The 26617-nt window shown below is 49.3% G+C and carries 22 protein-coding genes; 4 read left to right on the forward strand and 18 right to left on the reverse strand.

Annotated features, from left to right (window positions below; translation table 11 throughout):
- Positions 1-340: 340 nt before the first annotated feature.
- The 7 genes from ACNI23_RS11010 to ACNI23_RS11040 all read right to left on the reverse strand — a co-directional run bounded on the left by ACNI23_RS11010 (position 341) and on the right by ACNI23_RS11040 (position 9230).
- Entirely contained in the window at positions 341-1816 is a 1476-nt protein-coding gene (locus tag ACNI23_RS11010; protein WP_420248685.1) for an adenosine deaminase, read from the reverse strand.
- A gap of 106 nt (positions 1817-1922) precedes the next feature.
- Entirely contained in the window at positions 1923-2327 is a 405-nt protein-coding gene (gene tmcA, locus ACNI23_RS11015) for an acidic tetraheme cytochrome c3 TmcA (protein ID WP_420248686.1), read from the reverse strand.
- 13 nt (positions 2328-2340) lie between these two features.
- On the reverse strand, positions 2341-3651 hold the full coding sequence (tmcB, locus tag ACNI23_RS11020; RefSeq protein ID WP_420248687.1) for an electron transfer complex ferredoxin TmcB: 1311 nt from the start codon (positions 3649-3651) through the stop codon (positions 2341-2343).
- A gap of 26 nt (positions 3652-3677) precedes the next feature.
- Complete coding sequence (tmcC, locus tag ACNI23_RS11025; RefSeq protein WP_420248689.1) at positions 3678-4337, reverse strand: TmcC family electron transfer complex membrane anchor subunit; 660 nt, start codon at positions 4335-4337, stop codon at positions 3678-3680.
- Between the two features lie 19 nt (positions 4338-4356).
- Complete coding sequence (gene tmcD / locus ACNI23_RS11030; RefSeq protein WP_420248690.1) at positions 4357-5610, reverse strand: electron transfer complex subunit TmcD; 1254 nt, start codon at positions 5608-5610, stop codon at positions 4357-4359.
- A 418-nt stretch (positions 5611-6028) separates the two neighbouring features.
- Positions 6029-7093: a phosphotransacetylase family protein gene (locus ACNI23_RS11035; RefSeq protein ID WP_420248691.1), complete on the reverse strand. Its 1065-nt coding sequence runs from the start codon at positions 7091-7093 to the stop codon at positions 6029-6031.
- A 10-nt stretch (positions 7094-7103) separates the two neighbouring features.
- Positions 7104-9230 (reverse strand): acetate--CoA ligase family protein, encoded by a 2127-nt coding sequence (locus ACNI23_RS11040; protein ID WP_420248692.1) that lies wholly within the window; start codon positions 9228-9230, stop codon positions 7104-7106.
- 424 nt (positions 9231-9654) lie between these two features.
- On the opposite strand from ACNI23_RS11040, the gene ACNI23_RS11045 reads away from it, so the two are divergent.
- Positions 9655-10647, forward strand: coding sequence for an HD-GYP domain-containing protein (locus ACNI23_RS11045; RefSeq protein WP_420248694.1), 993 nt, complete (start codon positions 9655-9657; stop codon positions 10645-10647).
- A gap of 74 nt (positions 10648-10721) precedes the next feature.
- Here ACNI23_RS11045 and ACNI23_RS11050 read toward each other — a convergent pair whose 3' ends face one another.
- Genes ACNI23_RS11050 through ACNI23_RS11060 form a run of 3 tightly spaced genes read right to left on the reverse strand, consistent with a single transcriptional unit; the run spans position 10722 to position 16634 of the window.
- On the reverse strand, positions 10722-13922 hold the full coding sequence (locus ACNI23_RS11050) for an efflux RND transporter permease subunit (protein WP_420248696.1): 3201 nt from the start codon (positions 13920-13922) through the stop codon (positions 10722-10724).
- Positions 13915-15138 (reverse strand): efflux RND transporter periplasmic adaptor subunit, encoded by a 1224-nt coding sequence (locus ACNI23_RS11055; RefSeq protein WP_420248698.1) that lies wholly within the window; start codon positions 15136-15138, stop codon positions 13915-13917. Before ACNI23_RS11055 ends, ACNI23_RS11050 begins: the two co-directional genes overlap by 8 nt.
- Positions 15139-15140: 2 nt before the next feature.
- On the reverse strand, positions 15141-16634 hold the full coding sequence (locus ACNI23_RS11060; RefSeq protein WP_420248699.1) for an efflux transporter outer membrane subunit: 1494 nt from the start codon (positions 16632-16634) through the stop codon (positions 15141-15143).
- A 222-nt stretch (positions 16635-16856) separates the two neighbouring features.
- On the opposite strand from ACNI23_RS11060, the gene ACNI23_RS11065 reads away from it, so the two are divergent.
- From ACNI23_RS11065 to ACNI23_RS11075, 3 genes are read left to right on the forward strand one after another with little or no spacing between them, the layout of a single operon-like run.
- Positions 16857-17558: a response regulator gene (locus tag ACNI23_RS11065; RefSeq protein ID WP_420248701.1), complete on the forward strand. Its 702-nt coding sequence runs from the start codon at positions 16857-16859 to the stop codon at positions 17556-17558.
- The gene (locus ACNI23_RS11070; protein ID WP_420248703.1) at positions 17558-18940 is read left to right on the forward strand and encodes a HAMP domain-containing sensor histidine kinase; all 1383 of its coding nucleotides are present in this window, start codon (positions 17558-17560) and stop codon (positions 18938-18940) included. Before ACNI23_RS11065 ends, ACNI23_RS11070 begins: the two co-directional genes overlap by 1 nt.
- Before the next feature lie 28 nt (positions 18941-18968).
- Positions 18969-19394: a GNAT family N-acetyltransferase gene (locus ACNI23_RS11075; protein ID WP_420248705.1), complete on the forward strand. Its 426-nt coding sequence runs from the start codon at positions 18969-18971 to the stop codon at positions 19392-19394.
- 4 nt (positions 19395-19398) lie between these two features.
- On the opposite strand, the gene ACNI23_RS11080 is transcribed toward ACNI23_RS11075, so the two are convergent.
- The 8 genes from ACNI23_RS11080 to ACNI23_RS11115 form a co-directional block, all read right to left on the reverse strand.
- A complete protein-coding gene (locus ACNI23_RS11080) occupies positions 19399-20019 on the reverse strand; it encodes a class I SAM-dependent methyltransferase (protein WP_420248706.1) in 621 nt (206 codons plus the stop codon).
- Between the two features lie 57 nt (positions 20020-20076).
- The gene (trpA, locus tag ACNI23_RS11085; protein ID WP_015852922.1) at positions 20077-20844 is read right to left on the reverse strand and encodes a tryptophan synthase subunit alpha; all 768 of its coding nucleotides are present in this window, start codon (positions 20842-20844) and stop codon (positions 20077-20079) included.
- Positions 20845-20857: 13 nt separating this feature from the next.
- A complete protein-coding gene (trpB, locus tag ACNI23_RS11090; protein ID WP_420248708.1) occupies positions 20858-22036 on the reverse strand; it encodes a tryptophan synthase subunit beta in 1179 nt (392 codons plus the stop codon).
- Between the two features lie 123 nt (positions 22037-22159).
- The gene (locus tag ACNI23_RS11095) at positions 22160-22777 is read right to left on the reverse strand and encodes a phosphoribosylanthranilate isomerase (RefSeq protein WP_420248709.1); all 618 of its coding nucleotides are present in this window, start codon (positions 22775-22777) and stop codon (positions 22160-22162) included.
- Positions 22774-23553: an indole-3-glycerol-phosphate synthase gene (locus tag ACNI23_RS11100; protein WP_420248711.1), complete on the reverse strand. Its 780-nt coding sequence runs from the start codon at positions 23551-23553 to the stop codon at positions 22774-22776. The genes ACNI23_RS11095 and ACNI23_RS11100 overlap by 4 nt, the downstream gene beginning before the upstream one ends.
- 3 nt (positions 23554-23556) lie before the next feature.
- Complete coding sequence (gene trpD, locus ACNI23_RS11105) at positions 23557-24546, reverse strand: anthranilate phosphoribosyltransferase (RefSeq protein ID WP_420248713.1); 990 nt, start codon at positions 24544-24546, stop codon at positions 23557-23559.
- Between the two features lie 30 nt (positions 24547-24576).
- Complete coding sequence (locus tag ACNI23_RS11110; RefSeq protein WP_015852927.1) at positions 24577-25149, reverse strand: anthranilate synthase component II; 573 nt, start codon at positions 25147-25149, stop codon at positions 24577-24579.
- Positions 25130-26545 carry an anthranilate synthase component I family protein gene (locus ACNI23_RS11115; protein ID WP_420248715.1) on the reverse strand — a complete coding sequence of 472 codons (1416 nt, stop codon included), beginning with the start codon at positions 26543-26545 and terminating at the stop codon, positions 25130-25132. Before ACNI23_RS11115 ends, ACNI23_RS11110 begins: the two co-directional genes overlap by 20 nt.
- Positions 26546-26617 lie beyond the last annotated feature (72 nt).

A 26617-nucleotide genomic window follows, 5' to 3' on the forward strand; every position in this document is an offset into this window, starting at 1 on the left:
AAGCACGTTGTTTTCACTCAGTGCGGAGAGGCAAACTATTCAAACTCGCCGTCCCTGTCAATCACTAATTTCGATGTTCTCACAAAATATTTTTTCAATGATCTCAGTGCCTTGCTTTCGCTCAGCGCGGATTGGGAAACTATGTAATCCCGCTCCGAATGTCAACCGTTTAATGACCGGTTAGTCACAAAAAAATCTCAGCTGTGCTGCGCCCGTTCAGAGCCGTCATCAGCCGAGGAAAGTGGTTCTATGGAAAACTGCGCTTGGGGTCAAGGGGTTTTTGAATTATTGTGTTTATCCCGCACTTTCTGCGGGATAAACACAATATTAACGACTGGAATCAATTCAAATAAGGATACTTACCCTCAAAAGCCTTAAACTGCTTTTCCAAATTCCATTGAAGAGCTGCCTTCGGACTTTCGGATAGAAACTTATCGCACTCGGCCTTTGTTCCGGACCCCTCACTACAAGCTTCAACCATCTTACTATAAACTTTATCCACCCACAAAGAACCACCATTTAGAAATGAATACTCTAAGGAATTGCGAGCAGCTTCCTTCAACTGCTGATAAGTCAGCTTCTGATCCAAAACCGCCCTTACATATTCATCAGTTAAAGTCGAACGGGCTATCCCCATATCATCAGATGCTAAAACGACCGGAACTCCTGTCTTCAGATATGTCTGTAGCGGATGCTCCCTACCGCTGACCTTTAATATCGCATCATTACTACCCAGCAATATTTCTATAGCCATCTGCCGTTTCTTCATCTTTTTAACCAGATTTGCAGCCCCCTTTTCATAAGGAAGGTCCACTGCATGACCGATTCTTCGTGCATTCACACCCTCAACAATTAGGCCGATATGATTGGAAAGCCCTTCAGGATTTGCCAACGCGGGGGTCAACTCCCCAGCATGCAAAGTAATCGGGACAATGTGCCCCCACCGAGAATCAAAGAAACTTACCATCTTCATGTGCAATGCATAGTCACGCATAGCAATGGGACCGTCTTCCGGCCCTACCAGATTTATTCCCACGACACGTGAATCGCTAAGCGCGAGCTTAAAGGCAAAAGCCAATTGGGCAAATACACTGGCTGGATCATTTCCTCTTGAAATCTGATTGATATACCTTATCTGCACTTTCTTTGCCGGATCATTACCCAATATCTTGGCTTTTTCTCTTTCAGCACTGTTAATATTTTCGACAACAATCCCTATATCACCATAGAGATTCCTTTTTTCAAGATTCTTAAGAGACTCGGCCAAATTACCGGTCCAAGCATTCTTCACTAACTCTTTATTGTTCAGTGTAGGCCCATACAATGAAAGCATAACCTCTAGATACTGTGCTCGATCCCTGTCAGCCTGCTTGGCGGCGTGAGCTAGCAATCTCCCCGTATTATACTTAGCAACACCCATCTTTCCAAAAGCTCCAAAGAACTGATCATGCCCCCAAAGCTGGTTATCACGCCTGTTCTCTCTGACCGACAAGCCAGTTACGGCCATATTCCATACTTTGGAATTCGAATATGCATCCTTAGCCGCGATAGAACCTTCTTCGCAAGGCCCTGCTGTAATTTTGCCGCTGCTTTTATCGATACAGGCATTATCTTCAGCTGCCCACTTCAGATAATCTTCTGCATAAGGAATACCTGACAAATGCGTATGCAGGTCCGCTCCTTTAGGCATTTCAGCTATCACCATCCGCAACTCAACCGGATTTAATGATTGTAGGTTTTGAGTTTGCAAGCCCGTGCGAGGCGCACAGGAAACCACTGCCAACAACGCACATAACAATATTATTTTTTTCATCATCAGACTTAAAACTCAACTATACAAGAAAGTCAATATTTGATTAGATTGCGGATACAAAAAAAGGCCGCCCCAAGGGACGGCCTTTCTACTTATATGCAGATAAATCCTAGTGTGCTGCGGGAGCGGCGCCACCTTTAGGGTGACAGCCAGCGCAGGAGATAGGACCCTTATCTTCTTTAACGTGGCAGTTTGAGCAAAGCTGATGATATGCATTACGCAGGTCGGTTTTACCTGCTTCAGCTTTAACAGCGTGGCAGTCAGAACACTTCTGGTCTTCGGATGATTCGCCTTCAACGATCTTTCCATCTTCCCAGACGTGGTGGCAGACAGCACAATCTTCAATACCGGCCATTTCGTTGTGTGCATCATGTGCGAACACAGCAGCAGGTCTCTGATGCTTCGGGAAAGCCGGGTCCAGCAGGGAGGTTATATCTTCCTGACAGAACGCGGGAACCATGTAGAGCAAGACACAGGCGGCAATGACCGCAATAGAGAATACTCTTTTAATCATTGTAATCTTCCTCCTATTCCGGCTTTTCCATGAGTTCATAGATCAGGTCGCCGAAGAACTTAATGTCCATACCCAGTTCGTAGTAATGGTTAAGGTCTTCGAGTCCACCGTGGCAGTTGTGGCAAGGAGCGAGAATGGTGTTCACGCCGGTTGCCTTGAGCTGCTCAGCCTTGATCTTGTTACCCTTCATACGGACATTTTTGAACGGAGGACCGCAGTTGATAACACCGCCACCGGCAGCACAGCAGTAGTTGTGCTCAAGATTCGGGGTCATTTCAACAACGTTTTCACAAAGTGCATGCGCAAGTTTGCGGGACTGTTCCATCAGGCCGCGACCACGGATGATGTTACAGGGGTCATGCACGGTAATCGGTTCTTTGAACTTCTCACGCAGCTTGATCTTGCCTGCTTCGAAGAGTTCCCAGAAGAATTCAACGGAGTGGACAACTTCAATGGGGTACATTTCCCATGCGTCCCAGCGGTTACCCTGATCATAGATGGAGCGGAATGCGTGACCGCACTCACCCATTACGATGCGCTTAACCTTAAGGTCGAGAGCGGATTCGAAATGACGCTTCTTAAGACGACCCATCATTTCAAAGTCACCGGTGAACATGCACATATCGGAGTTATCCCAGCCCGGTTCAGTGGGCATGGTGAAATCAACTCCGGCTGTGTTCATGATGTATGCAGCCTGATAGATGAGCTGGGTACGGAACTTGGGTTCCGGAGCGATAACGGAGTAATAAATCTCCGCACCTTCTTTATCCAGCGGAATGCGCAGATTGGGCATTTCGTCGCGGGCTTCATCTTCCTGCCACTGCAGAGTGTCCGGCCATTCATCATCTTTGAGCCACATCTGATTGTAAGTGGCGGAATGAGAATGAGCAGTATCCTGAATGTACTGGGGAGTTACGCCGAGCTTGTGGCACATGCGGCGTACCATGCTCATAATGTAACCGGTATCGATTCCCAGCGGACAGAAGTGAATGCAACGGCGGCAGAGGTTACACTCGGTGTAAGCGATCTGTGCCATCTCGTAGATTTCATCTGCAGTAACTTTGTAGTTCTTGCGCAGAATCTTGCCCAGAGTCTGGTGAACTTTACCAGCGGGAGAATAGCTGGGATCACCTTCATGGGACATATAGTAATGGCAGGCTTCGGAGCACATGCCGCAGCGCATGCAAGTCTCAGCATAGAGCTTGAGTTTTGCGCCGGCTTCTCCTTCAATAACCTGCTTGAGAGTATTTTCGATACGTTCAGGAGTCAGGCGGGAAACACCCCGCTCGAGTCCAGCGTCTTCGATTTTCCTATCGAATGTCATTTTTCAGTACTCCTTGCGGGAATTGGTTACCAGTCCTTGCAGCGACGAACACCGCCGAACTCGGAACCCATGTAAGCTCTGGTGAACAGGCCGAACACTGCGTGACTCAAACGGGTGAAGGGAATGCTGATAAGCATGATTTCACCACAAAGGATATGCAGAACGAGCATAACCTTGGCATCACCGATTTCATGGTAGGCCATGACGCCGGTCAGGAAAACGAGGGCAGGCACAGCAAGTGCGACCCAATCCTTACCGGTGGTCAGATAGGCAACGTCTTTCTGCAGAAAACGGCGTGCGCCGAAATAAACGCAGCAGACAACAACCAGAATAGACATGATGTCAGCGACGGTGTCCGGGAGAGTCGGCCAGCTGATGCCGAAAAACTGATCCCAGAGAACCACGTGTCCCAGCAGGAAGATGGGAACAATGACAAGACAGAGGTGAAAAACAAAGGTTACCATCGCAGTCCAGGGATTGCGCTGCCAACCAAGGGTTCCGGTAGGATTCATCCATGCCATGATGGAGCGGAAACCATACTTGAAGCTCATGTAATGCAAAGACGAACCGTCTTTAGCTTTAGCGAGCTGGTACATGGAAACCAGTCTGTAAGCGGAACCGAGAACAAACACGCCCCAGGCGAACCAAGCCAGAGGGCCAACCACGAATGCATAAACACTGTTCATGTGTAATTCCTCCGGTTTTTTAGAATTCGCTTACTTCGGCAACGATGCGTACAAATTTGCCGCCGTCTATTGCACGAATGAGGACCTTGGAGCTGTCAGGGCTGAAAATGGGTTCCCAGCACTGATCAAAATCCTGAGCATAGGGCTTGCCGTCAAGAACAACGGTGTAGCGGCCATTCTTTTCAACCTTGGTAGCAACCTTGCTGCTGTCGGGGCTGAAAACAGGCTTCCAAGCCATCTGGTAAACACCGGGCCAGACTTTTCCATCACACAATACGGTGTAATCGTAGCCGTCCTTGCCGAGTGCTGCTGCGCGGTTACCGTCAGGACTTACAGCCAGATCGATAACTACAGGAGATGTGATGGACCAAGGCTGCCCGTCAACAGCAACGGTAAAGCTGCCGAAGGTAGGAGCAACAATAGCCCAGAGCTTGGAACCGTCAGCACTGAACTGCTGATGCCAGCAGTTGGCGAAGGTGTTTTTCCAGATAAGCTCTTCATCCTGAGCCATACCCCACTTACCACCCAGACGAACAGGAGCTACGAGAGCACCGGTTGCGGGGTTGAAAGCGGGAGCCCAGACACATTGGTATTCACGCTGCCAGATCTTGCCATCGACTGCGATGGTGTAATCATAGAGAGTTTTTCTAACCTGACAGGCAACTTTTTCACACTTGGCGTCAAACACCGGAGTGTAGCAGTTCATGAAAACGTTATCCCAGGCAGTGCCGTTAACAGCAACAGAAAAAATACCTTTCTGAAAGGTCTCAATATCTGCCTGACCGAGCGATTTCACCTGAACTACAGCTGCGGTGGATTTACCATCGTTGCCTATGGTGAAATTGTTTGCGTTTTCAAAAAAGTTTTCCCAGAGAACACCGTCCACGCCCATACCGTATTTCGTATCCTGCTGCACAGCGCAGATAATGGTACCTTCAGGGCCGAAGGAGGTTCTCCAGATGTAGCCGTAATTTTCCGGCCAGTGCTTGCCGTCAACAGACAGAGTCCACTCGCCCATCTGCTGGGCTACACCAGTGAATCTACCGTCAGGTGCAAATTTGGGATAGAAAATCCTGTCGTATGCTTCTTCCCAAATCTCACCATTGACGCAAGCAGTGAATTCCAGTTCGCCTTTATTAACAACAGCACCGACTTTCTCTCCATCGGGGCTGGCATGGAATTCTTCCACCCACTCAAATTTATCAGACCAGGATCCAGTGTCCTGGACCTCTCGCCTACCGGGATTCCAATCCCACGTGGACGCATCAGGCATCTCACGCCTCCTCATTCCGAAGATTCGGTCTATCCGCCAATATTCCGAATCAGCTCGGTTTTTCAGGGTGCAGCGCACCCTAGTTTTCTAACCAACAATAGTCCCGTCTTTGGTCGAAACAAACCTCGTCACACCAAGGCCGGAGACCCGTCCGGCCTTATATCTGCAAGTTAATTGGCACATTTTACAAAGTAGGACAATAGCATCTGAGGGGTTTGGGTATGAATTTTTTTCAAAATAAAAAGGACAGCATCCTTCGCAAGAGGATGCTGTCCTTCAATAAAAACTAGTTATTTCAGATAATTAAAAAAGCTTTTATACTACGTAATAAGCATAAATCGGGAAAAAACTTTTAATTAACGTTTTAATTATTCCTACTTTAACAGTAGGACATATTACCTACCAAAGCAAGAGGTAATCATAGGTCCAGTTCATCAAAAAGGTAGTCATAATCTAACTCAGAATTAACCAGACCTGCTCCGTGATTAATTTTAATCATATCCCTGAGTTTGTAGCTTTCCTGAATTGCTTCCATCTTCTTAGCTACGGCGTAAGTATCGTCGCGCACAACAATAACTGGAATTTCAAGTACTTCTGAACGTGTAAGAATAATATCATTAGGATATAGATTACCGGTCAGAATAAGACACGGACAGTTACCTTCAAGTGCCACCAGCTGAACATCCGCCCTGTCACCACCGACAATGACAGCTGAATTCTTATGCCGCCTGAAATGGGTGATAAAGTTCTCAACCTGCATGGTACCGATAAGGAAATTCTCCACAACACGGTCCGCCTTGGTGTGGGCAGAAATGATCTTCCCGAAAAGCCTTTCGGCAAGGTCACTGACCTTGATGGCGCCCATGAGCGGATCACGGGGAATGATGCCCAGCACCTTCACCCCTTTCTTTTCCAGAAACGGAATGATCAGTGAAGTCAGTTCATCCATGTAATGTTCGGGAACGTCGTTAAAAACCACCCCAAGGAAATCATCCCCCAGCTCCTTATGAACCCGGAGCACGTAATCGTAATGAAGCTCACTGCTGTAGCGGTCCACCAGAATGGTTTTTGCGCCGAGGGCACGGGAAACATCAGGCCCGCTCACACCGCAGTAGGTACCGGAGCTGAGATAGCTGCCGGAGCCACCAAGGATCATAACATCCTTGTCGCTGCTGAGTTCTTGGTATGATTCTACGATAGAAGGCATGAGGTCACCCATATCTTCGGAAAAAGCCTTGATGGTAAAATCACGGGTAACCAAAACAGGAGTCACCTTTGCCGGGTCCTGTTCCAGACCGAGCACCTGCTGGATAAAAGCCGCATCGGCATCTCCGGGGGTATCGCCGTCCATATGGGGAACAGCTCCCACAGGCTTCATGTAACCTACATTAAATCCGCTATTGCGAAATTTAAGCCCCAGCGACATGGCCAGAAGGTTCTTGCCGGAATATCCGGTAGTGGAACCTATATATATACTTACCATCTATGCCTCCTTATTCGCGCTCATCCGGCCGATTGCCCGCATCTGCGGAGATGTCGACAACAGTCATCCGGGCATCGGCAACGAGAGCCTCGTCCGAGTTGACAAGCACAGGATTAAATTCTGCTTCGTAAATTTCAGGAAAATCATCTGCAAGGCATGACATCCTGATCAAAACATCAGTGATCGCCTCGAAGTCAACGGGCTCGCCCCCTTTGACTCCTTTCAATAACATATAGGAACGGATTTCCCGGACCATTTCTCCAGCCTCCTCCACAGAAAGAGGAGCAAGACGGAACGAGATATCCTTCAAAATCTCAACATAAACACCGCCCAGTCCGAACATAAGCAAAGGCCCGAATTGCTTGTCGCGGCGAAACCCCACAATAACCTCACGGGACTGGGGAGAAGCCATCTGCTGCACAAGACAACCGGCAATGAACACATCCGGGCGCAAACGCTGAGTCCGGGCGGTTATATCCCAGAATGCAGCCCTGACTTCCTCTGCGCAGTTCAGGCCGACACGGACACCGTCAACATCGGACTTATGCGAAATTTCCGGGGAAGCAATCTTGAGCACTACCGGATATCCGAGTTGCTCGGCAATCGCCACAGCTTCATCTCCGGAACGTGCAAGATCTGATTCCGGAGTCGGTAATCCATAAGCGGTAACAATATCCCGGGCCTGAAATTCCACCAGTTCGGAACGGCCGGAACGCAATGCGTTATCTACGACCTCGCGGGCAGCATCAATATCATGTTCCGGGGTGAAATAAGTACGCGGGGGCCGCCCTTTCCAGACAGCATATTTATGCATGCAGTCCATTGCACGGACCGCCTGCTTGGGAAAGTCATAAACCGGAATACCGGCTTCTGCAAAAACTTCACGGGCCTCGGCACTGTTCTTACGGCCCATAAGGCAGCAGAAAACAGGTTTGCTAACTTCGCCCATGCCCTCAACAACAGCCTTGGCAACCTCGGTAAAATCAAGATTTACCATGGGGGCGATAATCACCAGCAGGCTGTTTACAGCGGGATCATGACCCACAATGCGCACAGCCCGGCCATAGCTTTCAGCATCAGCATCGCCAAGAAGATCCACAGGGTTATAAAGGGATGCGTACCCCGGAAGCATGCGCTGCAACTCCCCAATGGTGTCGGGAGAAAATGTAGGCATGCGCATGACAGATTCACCGCAGGCGTCAGCAGCCAGAATACCGGGACCACCTGCATTGGTAACAATGCCGAGGTTCGGTCCTAACGGCAGTTCCTGAACGGAAAAAGCTTTCGCAAGGTTGAAAAGTTCATCAAGCTTTTCCACCCGGATAACACCGGACTGACGAAAGGCTGCATCACAAGCCTGATCCGAACCTGCCATTGCTCCCGTATGCGAAGACGCAGCCCGTGCCCCTGCAGGGGTTGTTCCGGCCTTCATCATCAATATCGGCTTTTTCATGGAGACTTTAGCCGCCTGCGCCATGAAATCCCGACCATTCTCAATATTCTCCACATACCCAAGAATAACCTTTGTTTCAGGGTCATTACCGAGATATTCGATCATGGAAGCTTCATTGATGACAGCCTTATTGCCGAGACTGATAAATTTTGAAAAGCCGACCTTTTCGCCCAGAGCCCAGTCAAGAACAGCTACGCACAACGCACCGGACTGAGAGAAAAAGCCCATGCTGCCGGGAAGCGGATTGCCGGTGGCAAAGGAGGCATTGACCCCGCCTCTGGAGTTGATAACTCCAAGACAGTTGGGTCCAAGCAAATTGACACCATGCTCTTCAGCCAGCTTCGCAAGCTGGACTTCAAGAAGCCAGCCCTCATGATCTACTTCCTTGAATCCTGCGGTGATGACCACAACAGAACTAACTCCGAGTTCAAGTAAATCCTTGAACACTCCAAGGACCAAATCACGAGGAACAGCAACAACGGCTAAATCAACAGGAGTGCCGATATCAGAAATTTTTTTATAAGCGGAAATACCGTTAATATCCCCGCCTCGCGGGTTTACCGGATAAAGCTGACCGCTATACCCGGCACTCTGCAGGTTAGACAGAATGGTGTTTCCGATTTTCCCGGAAACTGATGAAGCGCCGACGACGGCGATTGATGACGGAGTGAACAGACTATCCAAACTATCTCCCGACTTCTCCCCAAACTGGTCAGGGAAAACACTTAGTTCTCAAGCAATTAAATTGTAAAAAAAATGTAACATGAAAACATGCTGTCAACAGAGTTCTCCTGTTAACAGTCTCACAAATGTTAAACATAGTCCGAGTAAGGCAATGATGGCAAGCAGCTATGCTGCAATGAAAAATATATGTACCCCTTATAATTATCCGCAAAGAAACCCATCGGTCAAAGTATTCCAGCTATAAGCATTTTATTTATATGATATTTTTTATCAACCTTCACTTAATTAACGTATAAAGTTCTTAACAAGTTGAGATATTGCGCTTTTGTCACGTTTAGTGGTAAACGTATCAGAAGGTCGGGTTTAAAAAAACTGTATCACATTAATGATTTGATCAATGCTGTCATTTTGAGGTGGGTCAGCTATGAATGCTATGAATGACTCCAAGTTAATTGAAGAAAGCTTTTGTTCAATAACCGAAGCCATATTCAAAATACTTCCCAAAAACAATCTTCCTTTCAGTTTGTATAGGATGAATCCATCCAATGGAAGATTCACGCCCATTACAATCCCCGGAAAAGCCATTATATCCGCAGACAAACAATCCATTTCCGACGATTGCGAACGGGGACTTATCTTTATAAAATTTAGGGACATTGGTACGTGCAAACCATTTTTCATGCATCATCTGCCTACCGTTATTTCTGATATTTCCCATTCCATTCCCGAACATGAACTGGCAAGCCTGCTTCTGGAAGGACTGAAAAAAAGTGCTGAAAAAATATACATTGATTCCATAAAACTGCACTTCAAACAATTTAGCTCCACGCTTACCAGCGTAGGAGAACTGCTCCACGAAAAACCTGATCTGCTTTGGCTGATGATCCCTATGCTTGAGCCTCAGCATTCACTGGTCAACAAAGCCCTTTCCAACGGTGTAATCGGAGCGGCAGTTCTGCTGCACGCCCGCGAAGTAAAGCCGGATGTTAAAATCTTCATCGATGCCCTTTTCGCTCTTTTCCTCTGTGATATCGGTATGTCCAGCCTTCCTGAATTTGTACTCGGTAAAGAGTTCTGCCTGTCGCTGGACGAGCAGAAACGTATCCGTCAACACCCAATCGGTTCGGTTGAAGTCCTGAGCTTGACCAGCAACCTTAGTAAGACTTCCCTGCGTGCGATTCTGGAACATCATGAAAGAATGGACGGTTCAGGCTATCCCAGAGGTGTTACCAACGACAACCTGTCGTGGCTTGGAAAGCTTTGCGGGGCAGTTGATTCATATGTGGCAATGACCATGGGCCGCCCCGGCAAAAAAAGCATGCCCACAGTAACAGCCTTGAAAATCCTGTACAGTGAATCCACACAATACGACCCGAACATCATCTACGCCTTGGAAAAAGTAACCTATCGCGATTAAAGTCCTGATGAATAATCTTAATTCATGCACTCACAAAAAATCCCGCCCAGTTTCATCCGGGCGGGATTTTTCGATCAGTAATCTTCCGGTTTGTGCTCGCATTTAGTGACCGGTACATGTTCTGTTATCCCGTCCGCGTACATATTCTCATCTGAAATACGGAATACCCTGCGCAGCAACGAGCGTATATCCTCAAAGATCAAATAAAATGCCGGAACCAGCAGCAGAGTAATACCAGTAGCGAAAACAATACCGAATCCGAGGGATACTGCCATGGGGATCAGGAATTTGGCCTGTCTTGAAGTTTCAAGGATCATGGGAGCCAGCCCGCCGAAAGTAGTCAGAGTGGTCAGCAGGATCGGCCTGAAACGGGCGGTTCCCGCCTCCAGCACCGCATCATAAGCGCAATGACCTTTCCGACGCTGGATGTTGACGTAATCAATGAAAACCAGCGAATCGTTAACCACAACCCCGCTCAAAGCCACGATACCGAACAGACTCATCAGACTAAGACTGTAACCCAGCAAAGCATGACCGATTACCGCACCGACAATGCCGAAGGGAATACAGAGCATAACAATCAACGGCTGAAAATAACTGCGGAAAGGAATTGCCAGCAAAGCATAGATTACCATCATAGCCATAAGCAGGCCCGAAATAAGACTTTCAGTACTTTCCTGCATATCTGCCTGTTTACCCTCCAGGGAATAACCCAATCCGGGGTAATCAGCCTTCAATTGCGGAATCACATTGGCGACAACATCAGCCAGAATCTGCGAAGTTTCCTTACGCGGATTAACGTCAGCCTCTACGGAGATAACCCTACGTCCGTTACGACGGTCAATAGATGTATAAGCCCTGCCGTCCTTGATCTTCACAACCTCGCGCAAAGGAACATCAATTCCATCGGGAGTTCGGATCATCAATTCTTCAAAATCATATTTTGAAGCACGTTCCTTTTCAGGCAGCCGAACCATGACTTTGATTTCGTTTCGACCGCGCTGCTGGCGCAGAACCTCGGCCCCGTAATAGGAAGCTCGAATCTGGTTGGCAACATTGCGGGAAGTCAAGCCCAAGCTTCGCCCTGCGGGCAGGAGTTCAAAGTCCAGCTGCCTTTTACCCGGCGAAAAACCGGAATCAATATCCTTAACCTTGGGATAGACGCTAAGTGCCTGAGCAAGGTCCGAGGAAGCCCTTTTAAGCACTTCAATATCACTGTGACTCAGCTCGATTTCTAGGGAACTGCCTGAACCGGGACCTCCACGGTCAGACTCAAAAAGAACCGACTCAGATCCGGGTATAGGTCCAAGATTTCTCCGCCACTGGCGTACAAATTCATCAGTAGCTATAGGCCTAGTGTCGGCATCGGTCAGGAATACCTGTACTTTAAGCACATGACTGCCGCTGGTGCTCCGTCTGCCGGAACCGCCGATCTTGGCATAAATGCCTTCTACCAGTTGATCCCCACCATTTTCTTCAGCCACCTTTTCCGCTGCAAGCACCGCCTTATCCAAGACCTTCTGGGTAACTTCCTTGGCTGTACCGTAGGGCAGGTCAATTGTAAGGTAAGCATAATCAGACTCAATTTTCGGGAACATGGTGAATCCCAACCGACCGCTCTTGATATAGGCAAAGGAAAGAATCAAACATGCTGCCCCGAGAGCTACAGTTAGATAACGCAGAGTAACTGCACGATCCAAAAACGGCCTGTAAACCTTATGCACGAAGCGAAGCAAACCGTGAGATATATTCTGTTGATAATGGAGAATAAACCCCATGATCTTACCCGGCTTACGCTCACTTCCATGACCAAGGTGGGCGGGGAGAACAAAAAGGGACTCCACTAATGAGATGAAAAAGACACTGCAAACAACCATCGGGATGACCTTGAAAATCTTACCCATCACTCCGGGTACGAAAAACATGGGCATGAAAGCCACAATGTTCGTCAAAACACTAAAAGTAACCGGCATGGCAATCCGCTTGGCCCCTTCACAAGCAGCTTCTATCCAGCTCATCCCCTCCTGCCGCATGGTATAGACGTTTTCACCGACAACAATGGCATCATCCACAACAATACCAAGCGAAATAATGAAAGCGAACATGGAAATCATGTTGATGCTGACTCCGGCCGGCGAAAGAATGAGCATGCCGCCCAGAAAAGAAATAGGAATCCCCATGGAAACCCAGAAAGCAAGCCGCGGTTCAAGAAACAAAGCCAGAAAGATAAAGACCAACCCAAGGCCCATGTAAGCATTGCGCAAAAGCAGGTCCATGCGCTGACGATAAATATCAGAACTGTCGTTACGTACAGCCACATGCACACCGTCAGGCAGGCTTCTATTGAATGTTTCAAGCTGAGCATGAACAGCATCAGAAACCCCGATGGGGGTCTGGTCACCTATGCGATAAACCTCAACACGCACCGCAGGCTTACCGTCAAAGGTGGTTATAATATCATCGTTCTGGAAATCTTCTTTAACCTCGGCAATATCTTCCAACAAAACCTGAGTACCGTCATCACCGGTAACAATGGGAACCCGCGCAAATTCACGGGCATAATCGCGTCGTTCCTTAAACCGGACCAGAATCTCGCCCCCCTCGGTCTTAATACCACCGCCGGGAAGCTCTACTGATGTTTTGGCAAGTGAATCCGCCACATCAGAAAGAGTCAAACCATAGGCCCGAAGTTTATCCTGTGGAATTTCAATGCTAACCTGCAATCCACTGACTTCAGTCAGCTCCACCTGAGTGATCCCCGGATCACCGATCAGTTCTTCACGAAGCTGCTCGGCAACCTTACGCAGCGAAAGCGCATCAGTGTCCCCGTAAACCATGAGCGAGAGTACGCCGCGTTGACGCGAGACAATGCTGATGACCGGGTCCTCAGCTTCTTCGGGAAAGGAGGTAATCCTGTCCACTTCACTTTTGATATCCTGACTGAGCTTTTGCAGGTCATAACCTTCTATAGCTTCAGCCACAATGGAAGCACTGCCTTCTGCCGCTACACAGGAGACTTCCTTGACTCCATCAAGACCGACAATGGCTTCTTCAACGGCCAGAACTATACCCTGTTCCACCTCTTCGGGACTGGCTCCACTGTAGGAGACCTGCACGGTAACCGTATCCATGGTGAATTCAGGAAAAATCTCCTGCTTGATATTGAAGCCCATGACCAAGCCACCGACCAGCAAAATGATCATCAGCAGGTTTGAGGCCACGGGGTTCCCAGCCATCCATGCAAGAGGACCTGTTTTTTTATTCTGCTCAGCCATTGCTGTTCACCTTCTTTTTCATGGAACCGGAACCATTCTCACGCAGCTTCATATTCTGGAGCGGCGCGGAAATATCTGTGACAACCAGCTTTTCTCCACCAGTCACTCCAGTATCAAGATAGACGTAATCCTGATCACGCCAGACTGGATCAACGGTCCTTATATCCAGCAGTCCGTCTTCGTTCATCACCCAAATGGTGTTGTTGTCACGGAAAGAGGATCTCGGAATAGCAATTACTTTCTCCAGCACTCCGGAATCAATGCTAACATTCACGTAACTGCCCAGCAGCAAAGGTCGAACTCCACCACCGTTTAAATTCAAAGGATCTTTCACGGAAACAATGATCCGGGCCATGCGTCCCTTGGATTCCAGCGAAGGCAGGAGCCGAAGGACTTCACCTTCCCGTTCTACGGCATTCTTGCCGCTGCCCATACGAACCAGGGCCTTGGACCCCTTGAATCCGTTTTTCGCTGAGGGGATATCAATGCTTCCCAGACGGTCCACGGGTACGGAGACAATAACCCAGAATTCATTCGTCCCCACCAGCGAGGCAATAGTTTCGCTAAGACTGAGATGCGCTCCAAGGTCAGCACTCTTGCTGACAATCATGCAGTCGAAAGGTGCTGTTAAGCGGGTACGGGCAAGATCAATGCGAGCCTGCTTGAGCTTAGCCTTGGCAGAAGTAAGATCGGCCTGAGCCTTTTGCAGATGGGGTTTACGCAGGGCCAATTCAGCTTCCTGCATGGTCCCGCCGGAAGATTTTTTAAGCAGTTTCCATTCACGTCCGGCCACACGCTGTTGTCCGCTTTCAAGCTTGAGATTGTATTCGGCCTCAGTGACCACAGCTTCCTGCTGCTTGACTGCCAATTCATAATCAAGAGGGTCTATACGCAGAACTTCCGCACCTTTTGCAAAATATCCACCGGGAATAAAAGCATCACTGACTGATATAACCTTACCGGAGACCTGAGGTTCAAGACTGATTTCCCGTGCGGCCTCAACGGTTCCCATAACCGGGGTCGAAACCTTAAAATCATTAACCTCCAGCACACTGACATTAACCAGAGGCGCGGAGACCACCGGGGCTTTTTTCTTAGCCACGGGCTTGGTGGCGAGAAGAGTCTTAGCCCCGATCACGGCTACAACTACAATGAGTAAAGGGAGAATTCCTTTAAGGCCGATCTGTTTGATGTAGTAAAAAATTTTCTTAGCCATATCTAAATTCCCTCCTGCGCAGGAACGGATTGTTTTTCAAATTTATCAGCAGCAACTGCAGCTTCGTCATCAGCTTCGGGTTTTAGCTCTGCTCCGTCTTCAAGGGAATTTGTCCATGTTCCGCCAAGAGCGCGATAGAGGCCCACCCGATAGCTGAGCAGATCAGCCTCATCCTGAGCAATATTGATTTCAAGGTCGTGCACGCTGACCAAGGCGCTGAGTACCGGCAGGTAATCCTCCAGCCCCTGTAAATAGCGGGAACCGGCTTCTTGAAGATTGAGCTTTGCTGCTTCAAGCTGATTCTTGCGGGCTGAGATATATTCATGCTGCCACTTTTCCTGCACCAGCGAATCCTGCACTTCCTTAAACGCGGTAAATACTGTGTCCTTGTAGTTAAGCATACGCTCATCAACTACGGCCCGTGTACGCTCAACTTCAGCCTTGCGCTTATAGCCGTCAAAGATCGGTCCGGTTATGGATGAGGTCAGGGTGGTCAGCCAGCCGGAAAATATGTTGGCAAGCTGGGCACTGGAAAGCATCGCCTCAGCTGAAAGAGTCATGGAAGGCAAACGGTCGGCCCTTGCAGCACTTACGGACCAGTCTGCGGATTGCAGGTTCAAACCAGCCGCACGCACATCCGGGCGCATGGAAAGCAGATCAAGGGGAATTCCCAAGCCCGGAAGGTCAGGGAGATCGGGAAAATCGGCAGTGGCTACATCAATAGCTCCGGCGGGACGACCCAGCAGGTAGGCAAGCTCATGCAGCTTTAACTGTTCTTGAGATTCCACCGGGGGAATCAAGGCCTTGGTCCGGGCAACGGTTTCACGCTGCTGGAATACATCAAGGGCTGTGGAGAGGGAGTTACGGAAGCGGAGTTCGATCAGTTCCAGATAAGTTTCGTTGGTTTCAAGCTGTTTCTGGTAGATTGCTTTTTTCTTGCGCTGCAATTGGATTTCCAGCCAGCGTTTAACAACCTCGGAAGCGACAGTCATTGCCGCGGAATTCACATCTTCACGGGAGGAAAGATAATCAAGCTCACCGGAAGCAGCCTCAGCTTCAATTTTACCCCACAGGTCCAATTCATATGATGCGGCCAGCCCTAATTTATGGGAGTCAGTGGATGTTGATCCCTTGGAATCTTCAGTACCGTCATTACCGGAACGGGAGTTGGTGTAGGTGCCTTTACCATCCAGCTTGGGATAAAGGTCGGCCTGTGACTTAACTGCTGTAGCCCGCAACTGGCGAAGCTTTGCCCATGCTACCCGCACATCGAAGTTGGCATTGATCCCTTCCTCCACAAGACGGTTAAGCTCTTCATTATGAAAGCTCTCCCACCATTTCCCCAATTCGCGCGGTTCACTGGAATAAAGTTCGTATTGCGGAGGAACACCCAAAGTAAGGTTTGGGCGCGGATCCGGCCTGAACGGCGAACATGCAGAAAGCCCGAACAGGGCCAGCATACAGATCGCGGTTAATTTCAACTTGAATGAGGACATATTATACTTCCCGATATCTAAATATTAATCGCCAGACAGCCAAGAAAGTGCCCGCTGCTGGGCATGATAAAAACGCTGGGCAGTCTGGTTGCTTTCCATCTTCCATTCTAATACATGCAAAGGATCGTAAGAGTATTAGTTTGATGCTAAAAGTTGTAAACAAATGTAAAAATACGCCCCCTTCCCCTTCCACCTGCGGGCAGACACAGGTAACCTGAAAATATGGAACAAAAATATCCCGTACTCATAGTTGATGATGATGCCAAACTCAGAGCACTGTTGACCCAGTACCTTGAAGGCTACGGTTATGAGGTCAGCACTCTTCCTTCCGGTGAGAGAATCATTGAAGAAGTTAAGAATTCTTCACCTGCAATAGTAATCCTCGACATTATGATGCCCGGGAAGGATGGTCTTGAGGTACTGCGCGATCTGCGTCCGCACTCGAATGTCCCGGTGATAATGCTCACCGCCAAGGGAGAGGATACCGACCGCATTGTAGGACTTGAGCTGGGTGCTGACGACTATATTTCCAAACCGTTCAATCCCCGTGAACTGCTGGCCCGCATCAAGGCAGTGCTGCGCAGAGCAAAGGCCCCGGATAATAATAGCAATCCTAATTCTGGACAGATCAATGTAGCCGGGGTTGTTCTTCATCTGGCGCATCAGAAACTTGAGGTTGAGGGGGACTCCCTTGAACTATCTTCCACTGAATTCAAGCTGCTCAAGGCATTAATGGATAATCCGGGCCGGCCTATGACCCGGGATGACCTGATGACCTCTGTATGGGGCAAGGATTTCAACGCCTTTGACCGTAGCATTGACGTGCATATCAGTAAGCTGCGCGCAGTTTTAAAGCCTTACCCGGATCATGAATCGCGCATAAAAACAGTCTGGGGCACCGGATACATGTTCGTGAGCGAATAATGAAGATAAGCCGAACTTACCTTAAAATATTTCTTTCCTTCATGCTGGTGCTGGTGGTTTCCGAACTGGTCATCTTCGGGCTGCTGCATATGTCATGGGATAAAAGTCCCCGTATCCTTCACATGGAACGGCAACTGTTCACCGTAAAAAACCTTGCTGAGATGGAGCTGAGAGGGACTCTTACTTCACCTGAAGATGAAAAGAAGATTCTCACGCCTCTGCTTGAGACGTTAAGTAAATCACTAAAGGCGGAGATCTGGATCACTGGTCCCTATGGTGAAATTGTAGCTTCTTCCACCGCGATAATTCCGGACATGAGCGATTATACTACCGGTGATGCCGCAAAATCTGCGGACGGAGTATACGTCTATAAAAAACGTAATGAAGGCATTAAAAGCGTATACGGTATCTACACTGGAAAACTACCCATGGGCTACCCCTTCACTTACCACCTTTACCACTCCATTCCCAAATTTGATGAGGAAAGCTGGTTCATACGGGCTCAGGTAATTTTAACTATTATCGCTGCCCTTTTTCTTATCCCGGTTTCAAGACGCGTGATTCGTCCTTTGAAAGAGCTTACCGTTTCCGCTGCTAAAATGGGGCGAGGAGATCTTAAACAGCGCGTTGAAATCAAAGGAAAGGACGAAGTTGCTGAGCTTGGTAAAGCCTTCAACCACATGGCCGAGGGACTGGACAAAATGGTCAAGTCCAGCCGTGAACTGACCGCCAATGTTTCCCACGAACTGCGCAGTCCGCTGACTCGGATGCGCATCTCTCTGGAAATGCTTAAAGAACGCATTGAAGCAGGGAGCACTTCCGGCTGCGATACATTTGTAAACGGCATGCAGTCCGAAATAACCCACATGGACGAACTCATCGGCAAGATAATCGAATTTTCCAAGCTGGAAATGCATGAAACTCCGGCCATGACCGAGACAGTCAACCTGAAGGAGCTTCTATCCGATCTTCTTGAACAATATCAGTGCATTGCCGAACGCAACAACCTGAATGTGCAAGCTGAACTTGCTGAAATTAAACTATCCAATTGCAACCGAAACGGCATCGGTATCGTCATGGATAACATTCTCGGCAACGCCTTCAAATACACAGACCCTCAAGGAAAAGTAGGGGTACATTTATCCAGAGATAACAATGGAGTACGTATTTCAGTAACCAATACCCATGCACCGCTCCCGGAAGAAGATCTGGAAGAAATATTCAATCCCTTCCACCGCCTTAAGGGGCAGGAAATCCCCGGCTCCGGTCTGGGCCTTGCCGCGACACGGAGGATATTACGCATTCATAATGGAGAAATCTGGGCCGTGAATAGTGAAGACGGATTCAAAATTGTAATCAATATTCCTGCAAAGGAAAGCTAAGCAAAACGTTAACGAGAGAGAAAATCCAATGAGCATCACCCTGAGCTTCGAACTGAAAAATATTGATTGGCAAAAAGTAGCAGAAATATTTGAAAAAGCCCCTCTCGGCACCCGCGAACCGAAGAAACTGTCCCGGGCAGCAGCAAACAGCGAACTGGTCTGCTTTGCCAAGGACGGCACCGAATTCATAGGTTTTGCCCGCGCAATCAGCGATGGAGAATTTCAGGCCGCAATCTATGACCTGTGTATCCTTCCCGAATACCAATCCCATGGACTCGGCAAAAAAATGATGACCGCCATGATGGAAAAACTAGAATCAGTCAGCGTCATCCTCTACGCTGTCCCGGGCAAAGAGGGATTCTACGAAAAACTTGGTTTCAAGCCCATGCTCACTGCCATGGGCTGCTTCAAGGATGAAGCCGGAATGATTGAGCGGGGGTATTTGGAGGGGTAGGCCCCTACTTCTGCCCCACCAGCACAAAAGTTCCGTACTGACGTACAACGCCTTCCTTATCCGGCTTGTTATAGATGCCGTGTTCGTGATGCTGCACGGCAGAGAACCCGGCATTTGTGACTATTGCGGCCAGTTCATCAGGTTCGAACCCATTGTAGGGCACAACATTGTCGCCGTGAAAACTGCCGTTTTCGGGCAGAAGTTCCCCGATTACCAGCTTGCCGCCCTTCTTTAACAGCTTAGCCATCAGCCCCAGCACTTCCGGCAGGTCCTCAACATGGTGCATAGCCATGGAAGTGAATATTGCATCAAGCGAACCTTCCCTGAGACCAGCTTCATGCAGAGCGACAGGAATCACACGCACATTACCGAAATCTTCATTCTGAGTTTTCGCATTAAGCATATCAAGCATGGCAGCGGATGTATCGAGCGCATAGAGAGTCTTAACTCTTCTGCCGAACCGCAAACCAACCAGTCCGGTCCCGCATCCGAAATCGAGAACTTCACTTTCAGCCTTGAAATCAATCGCCTTTTCCACTGCGGCTGCAAATTCGTCCGCGATGCGTTTGCGTTCAGGATTGCTATCCCATTCCTTTGCCTTACGAGTAAATTCATCTTGTGACATTAGTGTTCTCCCAAAAAAGAATCCCGGTAGATAAAATCTACCGGGATTCTTTATATCTTATTTCCAGACCTTCATAAACTCTGCACTGCTCTTGCCGGAATCAATATGCTTGATCAGCGCGGAACCGAACACAGCCGCATCGACAAGCCCTTCAAGCTCCTTGAGCTGGGACGGTTCTTTCAAGCCGAACCCGAGAGCCACCGGAATATCGAAGACTTCCTGTGCCTTGGCGAGGCCCTGCTTGATTTCTTCAGGCAACGTAGCTGTTCCTCCGGTAGTGCCCAGAACGGAAACGTAATAGCAGAAACCGTTGCCGCCCTTGGAGTAAAGAGCCATTCGATCCGCTTCGGTATTCAGGCCGACCAGCGGAATCAGTGCGATATCATACTTTGCAAGCAGATCGCGGAACTCCACACCTTCCTCATAAGGCAGGTCGGCAATGATCAGCCCGTTTACCCCGGCTGCACTGGCATCCTTGGCAAATTCCTCCAGTCCGTATTGCAGCACCGGATTATAGTACCCCATGAGCAGAACACCGGCACTGATCTTCGCGCGATGCTCTGAAAGCCCAGCCAGAATCCACTTAAGGTTGATGCCGTCTTCAAGGCACTTCAGTGACGCGGCCTCGACCACAGGGCCGTCAGCCACGGGATCGGAAAAAGGCATACCGATTTCAATTACATCCGCACCGTGCTCATCAAGTTCGAGAATTTCTTTCCAGAACTGATCACGGTTGGGATATCCACCGGGCAGAAACGGAATCAGGCCGAGACGGCCTTCTGCTTTAGCCTCATTAATTTTATCTGCAAGTTTGGTAATACTCATTTTTATTGCTCCCCTATACTCCATGCTCAGCGAGGTAATCTTCAAGAATGCCCATGTCCTTGTCGCCGCGACCGGACAGGTTGACTATGACGTTAGCATCTTTGGGGATGGAATCCCTGTTTTCCAAAACCCAGGCAACGGCATGGGAACTTTCCAGCGCGGGCAGAATGCCTTCCCTGCGGCAAAGCATCTGAAATGCTTTCAGAGCCTGATGGTCGTTGACTGTGCCGTACTGGGCACGGCCGGTTGCATGCAGGTGAACATGTTCAGGACCTACGCCGGGATAATCAAGACCTGGAGCAATGGAATGGGAAGGTAAAATCTGTCCTTCCTCAGTCTGGAGCAGCAAGGTGTTCATACCGTGCAGAACACCGGGAGTTCCGAGGTTGATGGGTGCGGAGTTGGTGCAGCCCGGTTCTCCGGTACCCGCAGCCTCAACACCTACTATTTTAACTGATTTTTCTTGCACAAATTCGTGGAACATACCAATCGCATTGGAACCGCCGCCCACGCAGGCTACGACCATGTAAGGCAGTTCACCTATTTTTTCCTTGAACTGGGCCTTGGCTTCACGCCCGATAATTGCCTGAAATTCACGAACCAGCAGCGGGAAGGGATGCGGCCCTGCAGCAGTACCGAAGCAGTAATGGGTGGTCTGTTGATCAGCGATCCATTTACGCAGCGCGGCGTTGATAGCGTCCTTCAGGGTCTGGGTGCCGGATTCCACAGGCACACATTTAGCGCCCAGAAGTTCCATACGGCGCACGTTATGAGACTGACGTTTCACGTCCAGAGCGCCCATGTAAATTTCACAGTCAAGATCAAGAAGAGCGGCTGCGGTTGCGGTTGCAACACCGTGCTGTCCGGCTCCTGTTTCAGCCAGAAGCATGGGCTTGCCCATCATCTTAGTTAAAAGAGCCTGCCCAACAGTGTTGTTAACCTTATGTGCTCCGGTATGAGCAAGGTCTTCACGCTTGAGCCAGAGGTTGAATCCCAGTTCGCGGGAAATATTCGCGCAATGGGTCAGTGCGGTGGGACGACCGACAAAATCTTTAAGAAGGCGGGTGAATTCCTGCTGGAATTCGTCAGATTTCATGATCTTTTCCATGGCCTCTTCAAGCTCAAGCAGCGGCGGCATGAGCAGTTCAGGTACAAACTGTCCGCCGTAATCACCAAAATATCCTCGTTTCATGATCCTTTCCTTATTTTTATTTGCCTTCGGCGACCCTGCCGGGGGCCTTAAATCCTTTTTGTAAAAAGGGTTTAAGAATCCCAAAAACTTTTAGTAGGCTTCGCCGCTTTGTATGACAAATCGTTATTGAGCTATGACTTCGAAAGCTTTGCCCAGTTTATTTTTATCTTTTTTACCCGGTTCAGATTCCACACCGGAATTGAGATCAACCCCGTTTGGTTTTGCTGTATCCAACGCTTCTTTCAGATTTTCTGCTGAAAGACCTCCTGCCAGCAACCATGGAACCGGAATGCTTACACCTTTGAACACTTCAAATTCCATTGCAACGCCATGCCCGCCTCCGGATTTTCCGGCATCGAAAAGCAAGTAAGTGCAATGAGGAGCAAAACGGTCAATGTCCGCTTGAAACTCTTTTACCGAATCGTACTTCTGAGGCCAGAGAACTTTGATAACCCGGTCTTTGCCCACAGCTTTACAGAATTCCTCATTCTGTCCACCGTGCAATTGAGCAAAATCGAGCTGACCGTTTTTCAAAGTTTCGATCACTTCCGTTGCACTCTGCTTCACGAAGACACCGACCTTTTTAGCTCCATCAGTTTTGACGGAACGAGCAAAAGCTGCATCCACGTTACGCGGGCTGGAAGGATGGAAAATGAATCCTAAAAAATCCGCGCCCAATTGTTCACACATAGTCGCGTCTTCTTTGGAAGTCATTCCGCAAACTTTGACTAACAGGCTCATGACCGGCCTCCAGCCACCAGCGCAGCAAGCTTGGCCTGTGGATCAGGACTGGACATAATTGAGGTGCCGATAAGCACGGTATCGTAGCCCAATTCATTCATCTGTGCGCAATCTTCAGGTTCACTTATTCCGCTGGCGCAGATCCAGATTTCGCCCTCTTCCTTGAGCTTGATGAATTCAACAGACCGATCCATATCGATGCCGAGAGTATCAAGATCGCGGTTATTGATCTGGATGATTCGCGCTCCGGCCTGCTTGGCCCGCTTGAGATCAACATCGTCAAAAGCCTCAACCACTGCATCAATCCCTGCGGCATGAGTTTGCTCGATCATTTCCTTAAGATAACCGTCATCCTCAAACATACGCACGATGACCAAAAGCGCCGAAGCCGGAGTAGCCAAAGTCTGCTCAATCTGCATCAGATCGGTAAGAAAATCCTTACGCAGCATAGGCAATCCGCTGGGTTTAATTTCATCGAGGTAGCTGAGATTGCCCTTGAAGTATTCTTCTTCGGTAAGCACGGAGATGGCCGAAGCACCTCCGGCAGCGTACATCTTGGCAACATCCGCTGCACTCAGACCGAGGTTAATATCACCCTTGGACGGAGAAGCACGCTTATACTCGGCAATGACCTTAAGCCCGGATTCATCACGACGGATAGCATCAGCAAAAGAAGCCCGTTCCCCCGCATATGGAGTAAACTTTCTTCCTTCTGCCTGCATATTCGCCAGCATATCCAGCTCGGCCTGTTTTGCTTTTCTGAACTTATCGAGCATGACCTAATATTCCTTATCCACGCCCTTGGCGACTTTGGCCTTGGCTTTTGCCATGCCCTCTTCCAAAGACACACCATCAAGAATGGAAATTGCCGCGCCGAGGTTCAGCGCAACCATATCAAGCATGGCCTGCGGTGCTGTTCCAGCCAGAACCTTACGGATAGCTGCCAGAGCTTCAGGACGATCCTTAACAGCAACATCTTCAGGCTTGGCTGCTGCGAATCCATAATCAGCAGGATCAATCTTAACTTCGTTAAGTTTACCGTTCTCCACAAGAATCGCATCGTTCACACCAAACGGAGTCAATTCATCAAAGTTGCCCGCGCCATGAATAACATACGCCTTTTCCACATTGGTCAGCACCAGCACTTCAGCCATGAGACGCAGAATTTCCGGTCTGCCAACGCCCAGAATCTGGTGGGTGGGACGTGCGGGGTTCAACAGGGGACCCATGAGGTTAAACAAGGTCGGAATTCCCAATTCTTTACGGATGGGAGCTATTTTTCCAAAGGCCGGGTGGTAATTCGGGGCAAACATGAACACAAATTTATCCCGCAGCAGCACTTCGCGGGCTTCGTTCACTGTGGTTCCCAGCGAAACACCCAAATCTTCCAGCACATCCGCAGAACCGCAGGAAGATGAAACCGCCCGGTTGCCGTGTTTGGTAACCAGATAGCCCATATCCGCAAGATAAATCGCCACCGCAGTGGAACAGTTGAAACTGTTGGTACCGTCACCTCCTGTACCACAAGTATCGATGCATTTACTGTTAATACCCTTGACCAGCTTGGCTTCACGCAGAGCTGCGCGCACACCCGCCGCAACTTCCACTGCTTTTTCGCCCTTGGTTCTCAGTCCCATGAGCAGCGCACCGGCCTGAGCATTGGTCATTTCACCGGAAAAGAGTTCCTCAAATACTGCATCGGCCTGTTCTGTGGTCAGGTCCTGACCGGAAGAAAGTGCGGTCAGCGTTTCGGTTATTATCTGTGACATTTTTATTTCCTTCTATATATAATGATAGAGCTAGATATTTCCGTCCAAGAAGTTCTTCAGCAGCTTCGGTCCATCCGGGGTCAAAATTGATTCGGGATGGAACTGCAACCCTGTCCACGGGCGGTCCTTGTAGCGAAGGCCCATTACTTCATCCTGATCAGTCCATGCGGTCAGCTCCAGCATATCCGGTGCTTCATCAACATTGACCACCAGAGAATGGTAGCGGCAGACATTGAACGGGTTATCCAGACCAGTGAAAATACCTTCGTTCTTGTGATGAACATCGGAAGTCTTACCGTGCATGATCCTTCCGGCGCGGACTACTGATGCCCCGGCAAAATGACCTAAAGTCTGATGACCGAGGCAGACGCCGAGCACCGGAATCTCCTTGGGCAGACGAGAAAGGAATTCAAGGGACAGCCCTGCGTTTTCCGGATTACTGGGACCGGGGGAAAGGCAGACCCGCTCCAGTTTGCCGGACTCTGCAAGCTCTAGGATTTCCTCACGGTCATTGCGCAAAACCAGAGGATCAGCCCCAAGCTGCTGGAACGCCTGCACCAGATTGAAGGTAAATGAATCAAAATTATCTACGAGTAAAAACATCACCGCCCTCCGACTGCAGAATTTCCTTAAGAACCCTTGCCTTGTTGTTGCACTCCTTCCATTCCATTTCAGGATCGGAATCATAGACGATTCCGGCCCCGGCCTGCCAATGGCACTTGCCGTCGCGAATCCACATGGAACGAATGGTGATACCGGTATCAAGGTTCACGGAATCCTTATCCAGACCGATGAAACCGATGCAGCCGCCGTAAGGACCGCGCGGAACTTCCTCAATTTCGGAAATGATTTCCATAGCCCTGATTTTCGGAGCACCGGAAAGGGTTCCCGCCGGGAAGGTCGCCTGCAGCACATCGATTGCATCGTGATCATCACGCAGATCGGCTTCCACATAGGAAGTGATGTGCATGACATGGCTGAAATATTCAATCTGCTTGAATTTTTCGACACTGACGGTACCGGGTTTGGCGATACGTCCAAGGTCGTTGCGGCCAAGATCGACCAACATGACGTGTTCCGCGATTTCTTTCGGATCAGCGAGCAGCTCTTCGGCATACTTGCGGTCTCCGGCAGCATCTTTGCCTCGCGGACGGGTTCCGGCGATGGGACGAACTTCCAATCTCCCTTTATCGCAACGAGCCATCAGTTCAGGGGAGGAACCAAGCAGGATTTCCTCACGGCTGAACTTCATATAGAACATGAACGGCGAGGGGTTGGCCTGACGCAGGCGGCGATAAAGATCAAAGGAATCACCGCTGAAAGGAGCGGAGAAACGGGTGGAAAGAACCACCTGAATGCACTCGCCCTCGGCAATGAGATCCTTAACTTTATTGACCCCTTCCATGTATTTTTCCTTACCCGGAACTGCTACCGGATCACCAACCTTGGTCGGTTCGCACACGGCACCGAAAACAGGTGGTGTAAATTCAGGAGCATCATCCTTATCAAGGGAAAGGAAGCAACAGCTGTGCTTGAGATGGTCGAAGAGAACCACCCGTCCGGGCAGAGCCAAGCGGACCTCAGCTTCATCAGCGGGCAGCTTGTCTTTGAGCTTCGGCTCCAGCATTCCGGCAATACCGTAACCCAGTGTTCCGTAAAGACCACGGGTCAGGGCGGGAAGTTCGCCGACTTCCGGCTGGGCTTTCAGGTGCAGGGCCTTCATGACCGCACGCATACCCTCCAGAAAATCCATGCCCGAATAAGTTGCCAATCCGGCAAGCCTTGAATCAGCACATTCCACGGAAAGCTTACCGCGCACAGGTGACAGCTTGAGCCTGAAATCCCAAGCGATAAGGCTGTAACGTCCTAGTCGTCCGTCAACCTCGGCACTTTCCAATAGAATTCCCGGCGCATCACCGACCAAGCCTAGATACAGACTGATCGGAGTCTGCGTATCAGCAGGCAACCATTTGCCGTACTGAGTTAGTTCAATCTTCATCTTGAATTTCTCCGTATCCGGTTAGTATTTATTAATAAGTTGTTCAAAAAGTGCCAGATGCAAGGCGCAATT

It is taken from the genome of Maridesulfovibrio pacificus (SeqCode) (genome assembly GCF_048612815.1).
Classification (GTDB): Bacteria; Desulfobacterota; Desulfovibrionia; order Desulfovibrionales; family Desulfovibrionaceae; genus Maridesulfovibrio; species Maridesulfovibrio pacificus.